Origin of the sequence: Cohnella massiliensis (assembly GCF_900169535.1) — a bacterium.
Lineage (GTDB): Bacteria > Bacillota > Bacilli > Paenibacillales > Paenibacillaceae > Cohnella > Cohnella algarum.
The window spans coordinates 2,419,405-2,437,902 of sequence record NZ_LT821259.1; the positions used below are offsets into that span (position 1 = coordinate 2,419,405).

The 18,498-nt window shown below is 56.5% G+C and carries 19 protein-coding genes; all 19 read right to left on the reverse strand.

What is annotated here, in order from left to right:
• Nucleotides 1–33: 33 nt before the first annotated feature.
• Nucleotides 34–1,440: a flagellar assembly protein A gene (locus B7E11_RS24960; RefSeq protein WP_080839886.1), complete on the reverse strand. Its 1,407-nt coding sequence runs from the start codon at nt 1,438–1,440 to the stop codon at nt 34–36.
• A 24-nt stretch (nt 1,441–1,464) separates the two neighbouring features.
• Nucleotides 1,465–2,247: a FliA/WhiG family RNA polymerase sigma factor gene (locus B7E11_RS24965; protein ID WP_080839888.1), complete on the reverse strand. Its 783-nt coding sequence runs from the start codon at nt 2,245–2,247 to the stop codon at nt 1,465–1,467.
• A gap of 15 nt (nt 2,248–2,262) precedes the next feature.
• The gene (locus B7E11_RS29205; RefSeq protein ID WP_139787307.1) at nt 2,263–2,691 is read right to left on the reverse strand and encodes a hypothetical protein; all 429 of its coding nucleotides are present in this window, start codon (nt 2,689–2,691) and stop codon (nt 2,263–2,265) included.
• A 2-nt stretch (nt 2,692–2,693) separates the two neighbouring features.
• Nucleotides 2,694–3,188: a chemotaxis protein CheD gene (locus tag B7E11_RS24970; protein WP_213084152.1), complete on the reverse strand. Its 495-nt coding sequence runs from the start codon at nt 3,186–3,188 to the stop codon at nt 2,694–2,696.
• Complete coding sequence (locus B7E11_RS24975; RefSeq protein ID WP_080839890.1) at nt 3,188–3,799, reverse strand: chemotaxis protein CheC; 612 nt, start codon at nt 3,797–3,799, stop codon at nt 3,188–3,190. Before B7E11_RS24975 ends, B7E11_RS24970 begins: the two co-directional genes overlap by 1 nt.
• 8 nt (nt 3,800–3,807) lie before the next feature.
• Nucleotides 3,808–4,269 carry a chemotaxis protein CheW gene (locus B7E11_RS24980; RefSeq protein ID WP_080839892.1) on the reverse strand — a complete coding sequence of 154 codons (462 nt, stop codon included), beginning with the start codon at nt 4,267–4,269 and terminating at the stop codon, nt 3,808–3,810.
• Between the two features lie 29 nt (nt 4,270–4,298).
• Nucleotides 4,299–6,413: a chemotaxis protein CheA gene (locus B7E11_RS24985; protein ID WP_080839894.1), complete on the reverse strand. Its 2,115-nt coding sequence runs from the start codon at nt 6,411–6,413 to the stop codon at nt 4,299–4,301.
• 42 nt (nt 6,414–6,455) lie between these two features.
• Entirely contained in the window at nt 6,456–7,922 is a 1,467-nt protein-coding gene (locus tag B7E11_RS24990; RefSeq protein ID WP_080839896.1) for a protein-glutamate methylesterase/protein-glutamine glutaminase, read from the reverse strand.
• Nucleotides 7,923–7,966: 44 nt separating this feature from the next.
• The gene (locus tag B7E11_RS24995) at nt 7,967–8,836 is read right to left on the reverse strand and encodes a MinD/ParA family protein (RefSeq protein WP_080839898.1); all 870 of its coding nucleotides are present in this window, start codon (nt 8,834–8,836) and stop codon (nt 7,967–7,969) included.
• Entirely contained in the window at nt 8,829–10,283 is a 1,455-nt protein-coding gene (gene flhF, locus B7E11_RS25000; protein ID WP_080839900.1) for a flagellar biosynthesis GTPase FlhF, read from the reverse strand. Before flhF ends, B7E11_RS24995 begins: the two co-directional genes overlap by 8 nt.
• Entirely contained in the window at nt 10,280–12,313 is a 2,034-nt protein-coding gene (gene flhA, locus B7E11_RS25005) for a flagellar biosynthesis protein FlhA (RefSeq protein ID WP_080839902.1), read from the reverse strand. The genes flhF and flhA overlap by 4 nt, the downstream gene beginning before the upstream one ends.
• A gap of 63 nt (nt 12,314–12,376) precedes the next feature.
• Nucleotides 12,377–13,471, reverse strand: coding sequence for a flagellar biosynthesis protein FlhB (gene flhB, locus B7E11_RS25010; protein ID WP_080839904.1), 1,095 nt, complete (start codon nt 13,469–13,471; stop codon nt 12,377–12,379).
• 30 nt (nt 13,472–13,501) lie between these two features.
• Nucleotides 13,502–14,290 carry a flagellar biosynthetic protein FliR gene (gene fliR, locus B7E11_RS25015; protein ID WP_080839906.1) on the reverse strand — a complete coding sequence of 263 codons (789 nt, stop codon included), beginning with the start codon at nt 14,288–14,290 and terminating at the stop codon, nt 13,502–13,504.
• Nucleotides 14,291–14,296: 6 nt separating this feature from the next.
• Nucleotides 14,297–14,566, reverse strand: a complete 270-nt coding sequence (gene fliQ / locus B7E11_RS25020; RefSeq protein WP_080839908.1) for a flagellar biosynthesis protein FliQ — start codon at nt 14,564–14,566, stop codon at nt 14,297–14,299.
• Nucleotides 14,567–14,598: 32 nt separating this feature from the next.
• The gene (fliP, locus tag B7E11_RS25025) at nt 14,599–15,351 is read right to left on the reverse strand and encodes a flagellar type III secretion system pore protein FliP (protein WP_080839910.1); all 753 of its coding nucleotides are present in this window, start codon (nt 15,349–15,351) and stop codon (nt 14,599–14,601) included.
• Nucleotides 15,348–15,881 (reverse strand): flagellar biosynthetic protein FliO, encoded by a 534-nt coding sequence (locus tag B7E11_RS25030; RefSeq protein WP_080839912.1) that lies wholly within the window; start codon nt 15,879–15,881, stop codon nt 15,348–15,350. Before B7E11_RS25030 ends, fliP begins: the two co-directional genes overlap by 4 nt.
• Nucleotides 15,882–15,898: 17 nt before the next feature.
• On the reverse strand, nt 15,899–16,261 hold the full coding sequence (locus tag B7E11_RS25035) for a response regulator (protein WP_080839913.1): 363 nt from the start codon (nt 16,259–16,261) through the stop codon (nt 15,899–15,901).
• Nucleotides 16,262–16,282: 21 nt separating this feature from the next.
• Entirely contained in the window at nt 16,283–17,479 is a 1,197-nt protein-coding gene (gene fliY, locus B7E11_RS25040) for a flagellar motor switch phosphatase FliY (protein ID WP_080839915.1), read from the reverse strand.
• Nucleotides 17,469–18,470, reverse strand: coding sequence for a flagellar motor switch protein FliM (gene fliM / locus B7E11_RS25045; RefSeq protein WP_080839917.1), 1,002 nt, complete (start codon nt 18,468–18,470; stop codon nt 17,469–17,471). The genes fliY and fliM overlap by 11 nt, the downstream gene beginning before the upstream one ends.
• Nucleotides 18,471–18,498: the final 28 nt, after the last annotated feature.

The following is an 18,498-nucleotide window of genomic DNA, read 5'->3' on the forward strand; positions in this document are numbered from 1 at the left end:
CTTAAACACCCGCCTTTTTCGCAAATTAGTCGGTTAAACGTAAGGCACGGGAACGATTTCTCCGTCGATAAAGCGAAACGACACGCGCATGATCGTATCCTTGATAAATCGGGTGTACCTTCCGATGACGATTTTCGTGCCGCCATATATCGTATGGACGACGTCCACCTTCGATGATTCCGCGTCTTCGAGCGTCTTTTCGATTTCGAGCACGGCCTCCTTCGCGTCCTGCAGCTCCTGCGAAGTCTGACGCTGGGTTGCCGTCAGCTTGATGCGCAAAGCGAGCCGGTCCGGAGTCAAATTGCCGGCCGCCGCCATCTGATTGAGCATGGCGAGCGCCTTGTCCGTCTTGTCCAGGCTGTCCGTCAATTGCCGGATGCTGGTCCGGTGGTCGTTCAGCGCCTGCCGCAGTTCCGGCCGGACGCCGACCTCGATCGCCGTTGCGGTGGACATCGCGTTGCCGACCGTTCTCGCGGTGACCTTCTCCCCCGCCTGCGTCAGGCCGCCGACGATAAGGCCTTTGGACCCCAGGCAGATTACGTTGCGGCCGGCTCTGACGTTGGAATGCATGATGCTTTGCGTCACCAGCACGTCTTCTCCGGCCATGACGTTCCCTTCCTGAATGAAGGAACAACGAACGCTGCCCCCGGCTTTGACAAGACCTTTGTTGCTGCCGATAATGCCTCCGTTGATCTCGATCGAGCCGTCGGACTCCACGTCCGCCCCTTCGATGCCGCCCGTTACGCGGATATCCCCGGATGCGCGGATCCGAAAGCCGGTGAGCACGTTCCCCCTGACGACGACGGTTCCGACGAAATCGATGTTGCCGATATTGTAATCCACGTCCCCGTTCACTTCGAATACGGGGAATACGTTCAGCTTGTCTTTGTCGGTACGCGTCACGAGCCCGTCGATCGCCGCGTACATCCCGGTTCTTTCCGGGTTGACGACGACGTTTTTGCCCAGTTTGAAATGGGCTTCCTTTCCCTCTTTCGGCGGAACTTCTTCTCCCGTGACCGTTTTTCCGGGAATTCCCGGGCCGGGCGGATGCCGCTCCGCGATCAGTTGGCCTGCCTTTACGTTGGCCAGGCGAGATACTTCCCGATAATCTACGCTTCCGTCTTCGCGTTCCGTCGGTGTACGATACTGGTTGTCCGATTCAAAAAGCACTGTTATGTAACCGTCGGTTCCTTTTTGCGGAGACAGGCCGGTCGCGACTTCGGTTTGACTCAGGAAAAAATTCGCGGGGCGGTGGGCGATCTGGGCGAGCAAATCTTTTTGAATGCCGTACGTGATCCCCTTCGAAGCCAACATGAGTTCCAAGTCCGGCACCGTAAGCTTGATATCTCCTTCGACCCGTTTGAACGTCAAAAACGCGTGCATTTTATCGTCGGAGACGGTAATTTGCAGCATTTCCGTCAAATCGGCATCTTGGACCATCAAAAGCGCCTCCTTTAACCGTGGTTATTTTTGCAGCAGCTGATCCTTTTGCTTGGCGAGGGCGGCCCTCAGCCTCAAAATCGCTTTCGAATGCAGCTGCGAAATGCGGGAAGGCGACAAGGACATCACTTCCGCGATTTCGCTAAGCGACAGATCCTCATAGTAAAACAAGGAGACGACCGTCCGTTCTTTCGGCGTCAGCCTCTCGATGCCGGCCGTCAGCGCTTCTTTTAAATAGGTTTCATGAACTTTCGACTCGGGATTCAGCGCCTTCTCGTCGATTAGCAGCGACATTCGGGTTTCCGATTCTTCCTCGCGAATCGGATCCTCGAGCGAACATACCGTCGCGACGGCTACCTCCTGCAGCATGTGCTGAAATTCTTTGTTCGTTATGTTCAAGTAGGCGCATATTTCCTCGTCGGTGGCGGTTCGCAGGTTGCGCTGCTCCAGCGCGGCATATGCGTCTTCCATTTTTTTCGCTTTGTCGCGCACCGAGCGTGGAACCCAGTCCCCTTGCCTCAGCCCGTCAATAATGGAGCCTCGGATTCGCCACGATGCGTACGTTTCGAATTGAAGGCCCCGCTCGTAATCGAACTTTTCGATGGCATCGATAAGTCCCATGGCCCCGCTCGAAGCCAAATCGTCTTTCGTCACGTTTTTGGGCAGTCCGACGGCCATGCGGCTGGACACGTAATCAACCAACGGCAAATAATGCTCGATCAGCTGTTTTCTCGCATCGGGATCCCCGTTTTCCTTCCAGCGCTTCCAGACTTCGCGATGGGATAACCGGGCATGATGATCGATCATTCGTGCTCACCGTCCTTATTCGTCCGACATTTGACGTATTGCCTGGACAACTGCCTCTGGCTCGGGAGATTCCACCGAAACCAATTTTTTTGGCGCGAGAGGCTGAAACTCTCCCGCGGGCGCCGCCTCCGCCGTTCCCGGCGCCCTCCCTTCCCTCTGCTCCTTCAACATATCGTTTAGCAAACCGTCGTCGTCCGGCGTGGAAAGGTCCACCACCGAACCTCTGCCGTCCGCGTCCCCGCGTTCCGGCGGCGCGGCGTTCGCCGGCCGAAGCAGTTGGCCGACCGCCACGTGAACGGCCGCGCCGACCAGACCGAACGCCAAAAAGGCGTACAGGCTGCGAAGCGCCGTCGTCGCGAGCGGATTGTTGGACAAAGAGAAAAGAAAGGTCAGAACCGCGCCGAAAGCGGCAAAAACGACGACCCACCGCCATGTGCCTCTCATTCTCAAATCTCCTTTATTCCGAACTGCACGCTTCGGATATTCAAAATGCCGCTAATGCTGTCCAGTTCGATCGTTCTGCCGTAATTTCCGCCGGTATCTTCCGCCACGACCGGAATCGACAACAACGATAGCGCGTGCTTGACCGACTCCACGTTGCGCGGCCCGATCCGCATGCTGTCGCTCGCGCCCGCAAACGCGAACATTTGCGCGCCGCCGGCAAGCTTGGCCACCAGCCTCCGGCGATCGGCCCCCAGCTTCAACAGCCTCGCAAGCAACTCCGGCACGGCCGTATCCGCGTATTTGGCGATATTCAGCGTTCCTTCTCGGGCAATATCCGAGCTGGGCAGCATGATATGGGCCATGCCGGCCACCCGGATCTCGGCATCGTGCAGCGTCAAGCCGACGCAAGAGCCGAGTCCCGTCGTCCGGAGCAAACCTCCCGATGTCGCGACGTTTAAATCCGCCATTCCGATTTTGATCAAATTCGCTTCGACCATCAGATCGGCACTCCTAATGCCCGGAACAGTTTCTCGAACGATTCGGGATCGGGAATAAGGAAAAAATGACCTTCCGCCTCCCGGGAGTCCTGAACGAACGTCGTATCGATCAGCAGCGCGTCGTCCCCCATAATTCCGAATTGCAGCAAGCCGTAGCTTAAAATCGCGCCGGCCATGTCCACCGCGACGGACGGCACGGTAGGCGTCATGTAAAGGCCCGTCAAATCGGCGAGAGAAGACAAATAAGAGCCGGCCAAAATATTGCCGATTTCGCATAGCGCCGACAGTTCAAGCTCGCTGTACCCGCCTTCTTCGGTCGCATCGAAGCCCGGCAAGCCGACGAGCAGCTGCTTCGCTTGTTTGCGGCTCATCAGAAAAAACATGTTGCCGGGAACGTCTCCCTCCATCCGGAGGAAGATGGCCACCACCACCTCTTCCGAACCTCCGACCTGTTCGGCGATCGACTCGAAGGGAAGCAAATTGACTTTGGGGACGGCCATGTCGACGGGCCTGTCCAGCAAGCGGGACAAAGCCGTAGCGGCGTTTCCGGCTCCGATGTTGCCCACTTCCCGCAGCACGTCCATTTTAAAATCGGCGTCCTGACTGAACATGTTCACGGTTATTCCCCGGCTTGTTCCAGCTGAATAATTTCGGAGCGGCTCAGCACCTCCGACAAGTTAAGCAAAATCAGCAGGCGATCCTCGCCGATTTTGGCGACGCCGCTCAAATATTTCGCCTTGATTCCGCCGACGACTTCCGGCGGCACGTCGATCGTATCGCTCATAATGTCGATGACGTCGTTGGCCGAGTCGACGATGAAGCCGACTTCGAGATCGTTCACGGCGACGATGATAATCCGGGAATTTTCCGTCGTTTCCGACTCGGGGAGCCCGAACCGGCCCCGCAAATCGATGACCGGGATGACGACACCGCGCAAATTGATGACGCCTTTGATGAAGGCAGGCGTTTTCGGAACGCGGGTTATCGGAACCATGCGCTCGATCGTGCGAACCTTGTCTACCTCGATGCCGTATTCCTCATGCGCAAGCGTGAAAACGATGACCTTCAATTCCTCTGCCATGTGGCGTTCCTCCTTTTGGATGCGGAAAATTATTTGATGAGCGAGTTCGGATCGACGATGAGCGCGACCTGGCCGTCGCCCAAAATCGTCGCGCCGGAAACGAACGGAATGTTGGTCAAATATTTGCCGAGCGTTTTCAGCACGATTTCGCTTTGGGAAATGAAATCTTCCACCAGGACGGCGGCCAGCTTATCCCCTTTCCGGACGACGAGCATTTCCGTTTCCGCTTCTTCGTCGTCCCGGTAATCGGGACATTCCAGCAATTCGGCAAGCGATACGACCGGAATGATCGATTTGCGGAACTCGATGACGCGATTGCCGTGCAGCTCCCGGATTTGCTCGCGGCGGATCGCCGCCGTCTCCACGATCGAAGACAGCGGAAACGCGTATTTTTCCGAGCCGAGCTTGACGAGCATCGCCGAAATGATCGACAGCGTGAGCGGCAGTTGGATGGAAAAGGTGGAGCCGTGGCCGAATGCCGACGTTACGGTAACCTGGCCGCCGAGCGATTCGATTTTCGATTTGACGACGTCCAACCCGACGCCCCGGCCGGAAATGTCGGAAATTTTGTCGGCGGTGCTGAAGCCCGGCGCGAACAGCAGCATGTATACCTCTTCGTCCGTCAGCTTCTTGCCCGCTTCCGGCGTGACGACGCCGCGCTTGACGGCGGTGTCCAGCACCTTATCCCGGTTGATGCCTTTGCCGTCATCCTCGATTTCGATAAATACGTGGTTGCCGCTGTGAAAAGCGCGAAGCTGGACGGTGCCGGTTTCAGGCTTGCCGGCGGCCGCCCGGTCCGCGATCGATTCGACCCCGTGATCGACCGAATTGCGGATCAGGTGCACGAGCGGGTCGCCGATCTCGTCGATCACCGTCCGATCCAGTTCCGTTTCCGCGCCCGTAATGACCAGATCGACTTTTTTGTCCAGCGATTTCGCCAGGTCCCGCACCATCCGGGGAAACCGGTTAAAGACGCTTTCGACCGGAACCATGCGCAGCTTCAGCACGATATTTTGCAGGTCGCTGCTGACGCGCGCCATATGTTCGACCGTTTCCGTCAAATCGTTGCGGCGCACTTCCGAAGCGAGCTGTTCCAGCCGGACGCGGTCGATCAGCAGTTCGCTGAAAAGATTCATCAGCTTGTCCAGCCGCTCGATGTCCACGCGAATCGTTCGGCCGCCGGCCGCTGCGGCGCCGGCAGCTTTGGCCGGAGCCGCCGGCGCTTTTTTGGCCGTTTCGGCGGAAGCCGCCTGGGACGCGGGTTGGGCGGCGGCTTGCGGGGCCGCTGCCGCTGCCGCGGCGATTTCGCGGGCGGATTGAATCGCTTGAACCGTCGCTTCGTTTTCCCGCTGCTTGGATTGATCGAGCTCGGCGAGCGAGGAGCGATCCACCGCCATGATTTTGACTTCTTCGATTTCGGATACGCCCGAAATGCTTTTCTTCAGCTGGTCCTCGTCGATATGGGAAATATAGTACACCGAGAAGCTGCGTTCGAATTTGTCCTGTTCGATGTCCTGGACGGAAGGATGGGATTTGATCACCTCGCCGTTGCGCTCCAGCACTTCGAACACCATGTAGGCCCGAACCGCCTTGAGCACGCAATCTTCCCGGACGATCACCTCGATGTGGAACACCCTCAGCCCGTTGTCGACCGACTGCTCCAATATCGAAAGCTGATACTGGTCGAGAAGCATTTCCGTCGCGACCAGCGGCGCGTCGTTCGGCGGCGAAGAAGCGGACGATTTGCCGGAGGACCCGCCCACGTCTCCTCTTACGATCGCCTTCAGCTGTTCCACCAAATCGGAGACGTCCGCTTTGCCGTCTCCCCCGCCGACGACGTCCTGAACCATGCCTTCGAGCGAGTCGAGGCACTTGAACAACGCGTCGAAAATGACTTCGTTCATTTTCAATTGATTGTTGCGAACCAGGTCGAGCACGTTTTCCATTTCATGAGTCAGCGACGCCAAGTCCTCGAACCCCATCGTCGCGGACATTCCCTTGAGCGTATGCGCGGAACGGAAAATCACTTGAACGATGCTGATGTCTTCCGGCTCCTGCTCGAGCCGAAGCATATTTTCGTTAAGAGACTGCAAATGGTCGTTCGCTTCGTCGATAAAAATGGACAAGTACTGATTCATTTCCACTGTCCGGACACCTCCTGGTCGGCTGAACCAGCCGCTCTCGTATTATCGTTTTCCGCTTCCGCTTACCACTTTCGCGAGAATCGGGGCGATCTGCTGCAAGTCGAGCACATGCGTCGTCGCTCCGAGCTCAACCGCGGAACGGGGCATACCGTAAACGACGCACGTTTGCTCCGCTTCGGCGATGGTCGTCGCCGCGCCGTCGTCGCGCAAGGCCTTCATGCCTTTGGCTCCGTCGCTGCCCATGCCGGTCATGAGAACGGCATGCCTTTTCAGTTCTTTCATGCCGACGACGGACTCAAACAGCCAATCGACCGACGGCCGATGGCCGCTTTGGGGCGGCCCGTCCGACAACTCGATCCGGTAACGGCCCGCGCCCTCCCGCTTTACGGCCATATGCCGGCCTCCCGGCGCGATGTAAGCCGTCCCCGTCAGCAGCGGTTCGCCGTCCTTCGCTTCGCGGACGTCGATCGCCGCGAACGAATCGAGGCGCTGCGCCAGCGAGTGCGTGAACTTGGGCGGCATATGCTGCACGACGAGAATCGGCGCCGGAAACGACTGCGGGATGCCCGACAGCACTTCATGCAGCGCTCGGGGGCCGCCCGTCGACGTCCCGATCACGACGATTTCCGTAAAATCGGTGCGTCCTTTCGGCCCTTCCCTCTCGCGGCTTTCCGCCGGCGGGACGGGTGACGGGGAAGCCCCGCCGATCTTCCGCAAAGGCGATTCCGGCCTGGCCTCCGTTTTCCCGGGCGCTGCCGGCGGCGTTGGCGGCGTCTTGGCAGACGCCATCGCTTCTCCCGGCTTTTTCGCGCGCCCTTGTTCCCCTGATCCGTCCCTGGGCGTTTTGGACATGAGCCTTGAATCCGGCCGGTTCGTCGTCTTCGGCGAAGCCGGCCGTTCCGGAAGCGGGCGGGATACGGGCGCTTTTCTTGAAAGCGGCGGTTTGGCGCCGACTTCGGGCGCGGGCTTGCCCGGCGCGGCGGGGGCGGCCGTCTCCGGCTTTCTCCCTTCCGGCGGCGGAAGATCCCGCGCGGACGGCGCGGATATTTCCGTTTCCTCCGGTTCCCGCTCCTCCATATCTTTCAACGCGCGGAAATTGACGCTGCCGGCCATTTCGGCCGCCATATGAAGCTTCTCCAGAAGCTGTTCCCCGACTTTCCGGATGTCCAGCTTCACCGCGCCGTCGGGCTTGCGGATAAAATCGAGGGCGCCGTACTGCAACGCCTTGATCGTATCGCGGGTTCCGTTGTCCGTCACCGCCGACAGCATGATGACGGGAGTCGGCCGCACGGACATGATTTTGCGCAGCGCCTGCAGCCCGTTCATGTGCGGCATTTCGAGATCCATCGTAATAATATCGGGCTGCAGCTGCGTTGTCCGTTCGACTGCCTCCACGCCGTCACGCGCGATGCCGACGACCTCGAAAGCCGGATCGGCTGCGATGAAATCGCTGAAAACTTTGCGCATGAAAGGGGAATCGTCAACAACAAGCACTTTATAGAGCGACATGGTGCTCCCCCTTTACAAGTCTCTAAGATGTGAACCCGAACGGCTTACCTGCTCCAAAGCCGGCGAATTTTTTGCATGAAGCGCACGGCCGTCCCCCCGCGATCGTCATCGGGCTTTTCCGCGAGATAGCGAGAGGCGATGTTGTCGATGCCTCTGCATGCCGGGCTTTCCGGGAAAGCGACGGCAAGCGCCGTTTGGCGCTTCACCGCTTTGGACACGCTTGCGTCATCCGGAACGAAGCCGAGCAGCGGGATGTCGAGCCCCAAAAATCGGCTGGCGACCTGCCGGATGTTGTCCGCCGTTTGCCGGCCTTCGCGATCGTCGGATACGCGATTGACGATCAGCTTGAACGTCACGTCGTGGCCCATCGATTTAACCATTTTGATCAGGGCGTAGGCATCGGTTATCGACGTCGGCTCGGGCGTCGTGACGATGAGCGTCTCGTCCGCCGCGGTGATGAAGCGCACGGTTTCCTTCGATAACCCCGCTCCCGTATCGAACAGAAGAAAATCGACATGTCCGTGAAGCTTTCCGATCTCGCCGGCGAAATACTCCAGATCCTTGTCCGACAAGCGAATCAGATCCTGAAACCCCGAGCCCCCCGCGATAAACTGAAGGCCGCTCGGTCCCGTTTGAATGATTTCCCAAATCGTTTTCTCGCGCTTCAACAAATGGAACAGGTTATACGTCGCCGGAATGCCCAGCAGCACGTCGATGTTGGCCATGCCGATATCGGCATCGAACAGCAGCACCCGGAAGCCTCTTTTTTGCAAAGCCATCGCGAAGTTCAGGCTGAAATTCGACTTCCCGACGCCCCCCTTTCCGCTCGTAACAGTAAGGATCCGGGTGGAATGAGGGGACTGCTTGTCCTTGGAATAAACCATATGCCTGAGCGCTTGCGCTTGATCAGCCATCGGACGCATCCCCCAGCAACCGGTTTACCCACTCGTCCGGTTCGAAGGCGCGAATATCGTCCGGGACGGTCTGGCCGCAGGTGATATAGGAAATCTCGAAATCGAATTCCCGTGCCAGATTAAGCACGGATCCGTAGGAATCCGTCTCGTCCGTCTTCGTCAGCAGAAGGCGCCGGACGCCGTATTTCGCGAATTGGGAGGCAACCTCCTTCAAGTCGGAATATTTATGGGTAAGGCTGAGCACGAGCAAGTTTTCCGCCTGCTGACCGGGCGCCAGCAAGCTGTTTACCTCGGAAACGAACAGCTCGTTCCGGTAGTTGCGGCCGGCCGTGTCCATCAGTAGCAGATCCCGGTCCTCCAGCTTTTTGTAGGCGCGGGTCAATTCCGATGGCGAAAATACGACTTCCAGCGGAACGTTCAAAATATCCGCATACGTCCGGAGTTGATCGACGGCGGCGATCCGGTACGTATCCGCCGTGATGAAGCCGACGGAGCGCCGGTGGATGAACGCCTGATCCGCGGCGATTTTCGCGATCGTCGTCGTCTTGCCGACCCCCGTCGGGCCGACGAAGTTGACGATTCGCGTATTCGGAGAGATCCCCTGACCGACAGACGGCAATAACCATTCCCGCAAAAGCTCCCGAGCCGTTTGCCGAAACTCCTCGTCGTCGGGATCGGGATGTTCCTCCAGCCGTTCGATGACCGTTTGAGCGAACTGCTCGACATAGACGGGTTCAACGCCCTGGGAGGCCAAGCGCTTCGAGAGCTTCAAAACCGCGGCCGGCATCGCTTGCGCATTTTGCTGCCGGTTGATGCGGATCATCATTTCTTTCATCGAACGAAGCTCCTGGAGCAGGGCCGAAACTTCGTCCTCTTCCTTCTCCTCTTTTTCAATCGTCTCGAAAGAGCTTTCGGCCCGTTGCGCCAATACGGGCGGTTCGGATTTCCGCGCCGGAGGAGATTCGGCTGCCTCCGATTGCCCGTTCAAAGCCGATTGCATCGCAGCCGCGAACGAGCTGACGGCAACCTCGCGTCTTTGCTCTTCCGCTTCGGGCAACGCCTTGACGGCCGTCGCCGCGGCGGATGGCGCCGAAGCTTTCGGCGAGACGGCATCTCCCGTTCCCCTGCTGTATCGTTCCCGGACCGCCTGCGGCGGAAGCACCTCCTTCGGCTTGCCGTCGCTCGGCTCTTCGGATAGCGCGGGCGCTAATTTTGCCGGAGAGGGTGGGACGAATTTCGGCGAAGCGGTCGGCGGCCGGGGGGCGGGCTTTGCCGCCCCCTCGTCCACCGCGGCGATGACCTCGACACGTTTCTTTCGGAACATGCCAAGAAATCCGCCGACGCGGATTTCCTTCGTGTTCAAAATAACGGCATCTTTTCCGAGCTCGCTGCGAATTTTTTGCACCGCTTCGGGCAAATCGCCCGCAACATAACGTTTTACCTTCATGCGCTCACCACCCCGATGCTCTGCACTTCAATGCTCGGCTCTAGTTCGCTGTACGATATGACGGGTACGTCCGTAAGACTGCGTTCGATCATCTGGCGCAAATACATCCGAATGTTCGGCGAAGTCAAAATGATCGGCTGCTGCCCGGTTTGGACGGCTTTGTTCACTTGCTCGGAAAGCCGATGATAAATCGATTGCGAAGAAGCCGGATCCATCGCCAAGTAGCTTCCCTGATCGGACTGCTGGACGGAATCGGCGATCTTCTTCTCGACGGCCGGGCTGACCGTGATGACTTTGAGCGGTTCGTTCGGGTTCGTATATTGCAGCGTGATTTGCCTCGAAAGCGCTTGGCGAACGTATTCCGTCAGCACATCCGGGTCTTTGGTGAATTTGCCGTAATCGGCCAACGTTTCGAATATGGTGACCAAGTCGCGAATCGAAATTTTCTCTTTCAGCAGCTTGGAAAGCACCTTCTGCACGTCGCCGATCGACAGCGTCGAAGGAACAAGCTCTTCGATAAGCGCGGTATGATTTTCTTTGACGCTGTCGAGAAGCGATTTCGTTTCTTGCCGGCCGAGCAGCTCGTGCGCGTATTTCTTGACGATTTCCGTCAGGTGGGTCGCGACGACGGAAGGCGGATCGACGACCGTGTAACCGGCAAGTTCGGCCCGTTCCTTCATCTGCTCGTCGATCCAGAGCGCCGGGAGTCCGAACGCCGGCTCCTTCGTCTCGATGCCCGTGATCGAATCGTCCTCGAACCCCGGACTCATCGCCAGGTAATGATGAAGCAGCAGCTCGCCGCGCGCCACCAGATTTCCTTTGATTTTGATGACGTATTCGTTCGGCTTCAGTTGAATATTGTCGCGAATGCGGATGACCGGGACGATGAGCCCCATGTCCAGGGCGCACTGTCGCCTGATCATGATGATCCGGTCCAGCAAATCCCCGCCCTGCTGCGTATCCGCTAGCGGGATAAGCCCGTAACCGAATTCGAACTCGATCGGATCCACTTGAAGCAGGCTGATGACGCTTTCCGGGCTGCGCACCTCTTCGATCTCCTTTTCCTCGACGAGCAGATCCTCCGCTTTTTGCTTGCGGTTCATGCTCTTCTGCAGCCGATACGCCGCGATCGCGAGGATGGCCGCAAACGGTATCGTGGCGATCGGACCGATCGGCGTCGCGAGGCCGAGCAGCGCGATCGTGCCGGCTACGATATACAGCAGCCGCGGATAACGCAGCAATTGTTCCGACAAGTCGTCCGCCATGTTTCCTTCGGAAGTCGCGCGGGTCACGATAATGCCGGTCGCCGTGCTGATGAGCAGCGCCGGCACTTGGCTGACAAGACCGTCGCCGATGCTCAGGATCGAATAGGTGTTGAGCGCTTCCTCGAAGCTCATCCCGTGCATCGCCATCCCGATAATAAAACCGCCGACAAGGTTGATGACGACGATAATGATGCTGGCGATCGCATCCCCTTTGACGAACTTGCTCGCACCGTCCATAGAGCCGTAGAAATCGGCTTCCTTCTCGATTTTTTCGCGCCGTTCCTTGGCCTGCTGCTCATTGATCAAGCCTGCGTTCAAATCGGCGTCGATGCTCATTTGCTTCCCGGGCATCGCGTCGAGCGTAAATCTCGCCCCGACTTCCGACACCCGTTCGGCGCCTTTCGTAATGACGATAAACTGCACGACGATCAGGATAAGGAAAACGACGAACCCGATGGCCAGCTGGCCGCCGGCGACGAAGCTCCCGAACGTCTCGACGACCTTGCCCGCTTCGCCCTCCGACAAAATAAGCCGCGTCGTGGAAATGTTGAGCGCCAATCGAAACACGGTCGTAACGAGCAGCAGCGTCGGGAAAATGGAAAATTGCAGCGCATCGGTCGTGTTCATCGAAAGCAGCAATATCATGAGCGCAACGGAAATGTTGATGATCAGCAAAACGTCGAGCAGCTGATGAGGAATAGGGACGACCATCATCAGGACGATGCCTATAATGCCGACAAGAATGAAAATGTCCCGGATTTTCATGACGTTCCCTCCCTCCTGCGGATTGCTTGCGCGAAAGACGCGCGGTTACAAAAAGCGAGGCCGTTATGCATTGCGGCGCCCTTTGAGACGATATACGTAAGCTAACACCTCCGCGACGGCCTGGAACAAATCGCCTGGAATCGTTTCGCCAATTTCCGTGCGTTCGAACAGGGCGCGGGCGAGCGGCTTGTTTTCCATGGTGATGACGTCGTTCGCCTTGGCGATTTCGCGAATTCTCAGCGCCAAGTAATCCTGGCCTTTGGCAACGACCCTGGGCGCATCCATCTTCGTGCCGTCGTACTGCAGCGCCACGGCGAAGTGCGTCGGGTTGGTGATGATGACGTCGGCTTTCGGAACTTCCTGCATCATCCGCATAATCGCCATCCGGCGTTGGCGTTCTCGAATCCGTGCCTTGACTTTCGGATCGCCTTCCATATTTTTGTACTCGTCTTTGATGTCCTGCTTGCTCATTCGAATGCTTTTCTCAAACTGATATTTTTGAAAATAGAAATCTCCGATCGCCAGAACGAACAGCAGCACGGCGACGATCAGTCCCATCCAAATCGTCAAGTCCGCGGCAAACGAATAAATATCCTGCAGCGGGACATGAGACAAGGCCAGCACGCTGTCGCGTTCGGCCCATAATATAATAATGACGACAACGGCAACGACAAAGAGCTTTAGCGAACTTTTTACCAGTTCGAAAAGCGAACGCGCGCTGAACATGCGTTTGAAGCCTTGTATCGGATTCAACGGACTGAATTTGAATTTTAACGGCTCCGTCGTAAACAACCAGCCGAATTGCATATAACTGACTGCGAATACGACGACGAGAGCGCCGATAAAAATAGGAGCAAGAAACATTAACATCTGAAAGGTGTAGCTGGCAAATAATTGATAAACGTTTAACTCGCTAATATCCGTCGTCAACCGATGCATGAACACGTCGCTAAACATTCCGATAATTCGATCCCAAAAATAATTCCCCAATGCCAGAAACAAGGCGACAGCTACCAGCAGTTCGACGGATGACACCATTTCCTGACTGTGCGCGACTTGTCCCTTTTTACGGGCGTCGTTACGCTTTTTAGGGGTGGCCTTTTCCGTTTTTTCCCCGGAGAACAATTGTAAATCCATCGACAGATGAAACCGGGCCATCGGAAAAGCACCTCCTTCAAAGCGTTGCGTTTACGTTTCGCCGTTTTGCAAAATGACGAACAGCTTTTCCAGCGCGTTATACATCTGATCGAACAACATTTGAAACACGATGCCGATTCCGGGCATCAGCAAAATTAGAACCCCAAGTCCCAGCAATATTTTGATCGGAATCCCGATAACGAAAATATGGAACTGCGGCGCCGCTCTCGTGAGCAAAGCGAGACCTACGTCCGTCAGAAACATTGCCACGACAAGGGGAGCCGCTACTTGCAATGCAAGCAAAAACGTATCCGCAAACGTCCGGGCCAAAAATTGCGTCAAACTGCCTCCGTATACCGTTTGAAAAAAATGATTGTCGAGCGGCAGCCAGCGGTAGCTCTCCATTATGGCGGAAAGCAAATAATGATGGCCGTTTATATTTAAAAAAACCAAAACCATAAGCATAAATTTCAGATTGCCGAGAATCGGCGCCGATACTCCCGTCAACGGATCGACGATATTGGCCACTCCAAGTCCCATTTGCATGTCCATGAAAGAACCGGCAGTATGAACGATCGAAAAAAACAAATAAGCGACAAAGCCGATGACGAGCCCCGCCAAAACCTCTTTCAAAATTGCAAGTATGTAATTTGCATCGGCCGTAACCCGGTCGTCGAAGCCGACGTTTAAAAATACGATAATCGAGATAAAAAAAGCGAGCCCGATTTTAAACGTATTCGGAATCGTCCGGGTCGAAAATACCGGAGCGACGACCATAAACGCACTGATGCGGCATAAAACAAGCAAAAACGCCGGAAACAACTGCATCGCTTGTTCCATACGACATCATCCGATATAGCTCGCCAGATTGCCAAGCAATTGTTCGGTAAAGTCGACCAGCGTGTTTAAGATCCACGGTCCGAACACGAGCACGGCAACGAAAACGGCGATGATTTTGGGAATGAAGGCCAGCGTTTGCTCGTGAATCTGGGTCGTCGCCTGAAAGATGCTGATGATCAACCCGACGATCAACCCCAGGCCGAGCATCGGCGCGCTGACTTTCAATATGACGAACAGCGCCTGCCCTGCCAAGCCGATGACGAAATTGGAACTCATTGCTTTTCCCCCAATACTTGCGTCAAGCTACTCTACGTCTGGAAGCTGGTTAACAGCGACTGGACGACCAAATACCAACCATCTACCAGGACGAACAGCAAAATCTTGAACGGCAGCGAGATCATGACCGGCGGCAGCATCATCATCCCCATGGCCATCAAGGTGCTGGCGACAACCATGTCGATGACGAGAAACGGGATGAAAATCATGAATCCCATCTGAAACGCCGTCTTCAGCTCGCTTATCGCATAGGCGGGCACAAGCACGGTAAGCGGAATATCCTGAAACGTTTCCGGCCTTTCGGTTTGCGTGTAATTCATGAAAAGCAGCAGGTCTTTTTCCCGCGTATGCTTGTACATGAATTCCTTCATCGGAACGGCGGCCTGCTCCAGCGCCTCCGTTTGCGTCATTTCCCCGGCCAGGTAAGGCTGCAGCGCCTGTTCGTTGACCTGCGACAAGGTCGGAGACATGATGAAAAGCGTCAAAAACAGCGCAAGACCGATCAGCACCTGGTTCGGCGGCATCGTCGCCGTACCGAGGGATGTCCGGACAAATCCGAGAACGATGACAATACGCGTAAAGCTGGTCATCAGAACCAGAATAGCCGGAGCCAGACTTAGCACGGTAATGAGCAGCAGCAGCGAAAGCGCCGAAACGCCGACGCTTTCCTCGCCTCCGCTCAAGTTGATGTCGACGATCGATGAATCCGTTGCGAAAGCCGGAACGCCGGCCGTTAGCCAAACCGCTTGCAACATCAGAAAGCTGTAAATCAATTTTTTGGTCATGTTTTATCCGTCCGATTTCCGGAGTCGCCGTCATCCAGCAGCTGCTCCACCTTCTGGCGACGCTGCGAAAGCTCGCGCATCCGTTCTTCCAGCGTCTGCTCGAAGATTCGCTTCGCCGCGCCCGGATCGTCGGCCGCAGGCGGCTCCTCCGCTTTGCGCCGCGATACCCATTGCTTCAGAAACGCAGGCATGGCGATATCCGGGGTTGCGTTTTCGCTCTCATGCTTGTCGAGAAGCTCCGCGACCAGTTCCGGATCCGTAATCCCTTCCAGCAGCGTTACGTTCTCGCCTACGCCAAGCACGTAAATCCGACCGTTCCATTCTACGATTTGAATCGATTTGTTCGTCCCGACCGCGAGTCCGCCCAACGAGCGCAGCGATCGATTCATCCACCAGCCGCGATTGCGCTTGCCGACAAAACGGAGCAGCACGATGATCAAGCCGACGATGAGAACCAGCACGACCACGATGCGCACCAAATCCCAGGGCGAGCTGCCGGGCATATCGGCGGCCATCCATCCGTTTGACATGCGAATGTCTCCCGGGGTTAGCCGAGCGTCTTCGTAATGGCTTCGATAACGCGATCCGCCTGGAACGGCTTAACGATAAAATCTTTCGCCCCCGCCTGAATGGCATCGATAACCATCGCCTGCTGGCCCATTGCCGAGCACATGATCACTTTGGCGTTGGCATCGATTTTGCGGATTTCCTTCAAAGCGGCGATGCCGTCCATTTCGGGCATCGTAATGTCCATCGTGATCAAATCGGGCTGCAGCTCCTTATATTTTTCGATCGCCTGCGCGCCGTCCTGCGCTTCCCCGACGACCTCGTACCCGTTTTTCGTCAAAATGTCGCGAATCATCATCCGCATGAACGCAGCGTCGTCAACTATCAAAATCCGTTTAGCCATTTGAGGTTCCTCCCACTAGAGTCATTGAATTTTATGAACGCGATCCCATTGACTGACGATGTCCGTTACGCGGACCCCGAAGTTTTCGTCGATGACGACGACCTCGCCTTTGGCGATCAGCTTGTTGTTGACGAGGATGTCGACCGGCTCGCCCGCGAGCTTGTCCAGCTCGATGATCGAACCTTGGGACAATTCCAAAATCTCCTTGATTTCTTTCTTCGTTCTGCCGAGTTCGACCGTTACCTTAAGCGGGATGTCCAACAGCAAGTTCAAGTTGGTCTCGTCTCCATGAACGCCCGGACCTTGGAAGTTGGCAAACTGTACGGGCTGGACGTTCACGTTCCGATTCATCCCGACGCTTCCCCCAAGCGATTGAGGGTGTGCCTGCACGGGCTCCTCGAAGCTCGGTCTGCTTGCCGGCTGCGGGGCCGAGTGCTGCGGCGGCGCTTGCGGCTGCGGCGGAGGCGACGGAGGCACGGCGGCTGCCGGCGGCTTGGGCGGAGGAGAAGATTCCGCGGAAGACGCGCCCATCAGCGAGCTTACCAGTTCTTTCGAAAACTTGACGGTAAGCAGCTGCATGATCGTGGAGTCGATCAGGTCGCCGATTTTGAGCCGGAACGACACTTTGACGAACACTTCTTCGGGAGGAATGTTGTTCAGGCCTTCTCCGCTTTTCACATCCATAATGTCGATGCCCGGCGGCGAAATGTTGACGAAACGGTTAAAGATCGTCGACATCGACGTCGCCGAAGAGCCCATCATTTGGTTCATCGCTTCCTGCACGGCGCTGATATGGATTTCGTTCAGCTCTTCCGTGGTCACATTGCCTTCCCCGCCCAGCATCAAATCGGCGATGACCTGCGCGTCGTGCGAACGAATGACGAGCGAATTGATGCCTTCAAACCCGTCGACGTAGTGAACGTGGACCGCAACGTGCGGCCGCGGGAATTCGTCGATAAACTGGGCGCGGTGAATCATCGACACCGTCGGCGTCGTGATGTCTACCTTTTTGCCGAGCAGCGTGGACAGCGCGGTCGCGGCGCTGCCGAACGTAATGTTGCCGATTTCGCCCAGCGCATCCTGCTCCAAAGGCGATAAATAATCCTCCACTTTAAGCTCGGCGCTGTCACCGGACGCGGGCGCGCTATCGTCGCCTCCGGAAGACTGGCGCAGCAACGCGTCGATTTCCTCTTGCGACAAGTAATCTTTACTCGTCATCGATTTCTTCCACTCCTTCGCTGACGATTTCGTCGATTTGAACGGCCATTTTGTCGCGAACGGTTCCGGGGCTGCCGACAAACTTCAGCTTGCCGCCCACCTTGATTTCCAGCCCGGCGTCTGTCCCCTTCTGCAGGGTAATGACATCGCCGACGGCCAAATTCAGAAACTCGTTCACGGATATGTGCGAGCTGCCCAATTCGGCGATAATTTGCAGCTTGGCTTTATGCACCCGTTGCTCCAGCATATGGACTTCTTCCGGCGCTCTCGTTTTTTTCTGCGAAACGAACCAATGATGAACCGACAGCTTCGACATAATGGGCTCGATCACGACGTGCGGGATACACAAATTGATCATCCCGGTCGTATCGCCGATTTTCGTGCTGAGGGAAATGAGCGCGATCGTCTCGTTAGGAGAAACGATTTGCATGAATTGCGGATTCGTTTCGAGCGCTTCGAGCCGCGGCTCCAGGTCCACGACGGTTTTCCAAGCTTCCTGCAGCGTCTCCAGCGCCCGGCTGAATATTTTCTCCATGATGATGTTCTCGATTTCCGTCAGGCTGCCGATTTTGCTGGGAGCCGAACCGGCCCCGCCCAAAAGGCGATCCAGCATGGCGAACGCGACATTGGGGTGAACCTCGAGAACCATCCGACCTTCAAGCGGTTCCGCCTCGAAGATGTTTAAGATCGTCATTTTCGGGATGGAACGGATGAATTCGTCATACGGAAGCTGTTCCACCTGCACGACATTGATTTGAACGAATGTCCTCAATTGCGCGGAAAAGTAGGTTGTCAGATACCGGGCAAAGTTCTCGTGTATGCGCGTGAGGCTGCGGATATGATCTTTGGAAAACCGCACGGCCCGTTTGAAATCGTAAGCGCGAACCCGCTTCTGGGCTTCCTCCTTTTTGAGCTCTTCGGCATCCATTTCTCCGGAGGATAGCGCGGCTAGCAGCGCATCAATCTCGTTTTGCGAAAGGACGTCTACCAATCTTCTCACCCCTTTCCGATGGAATGTG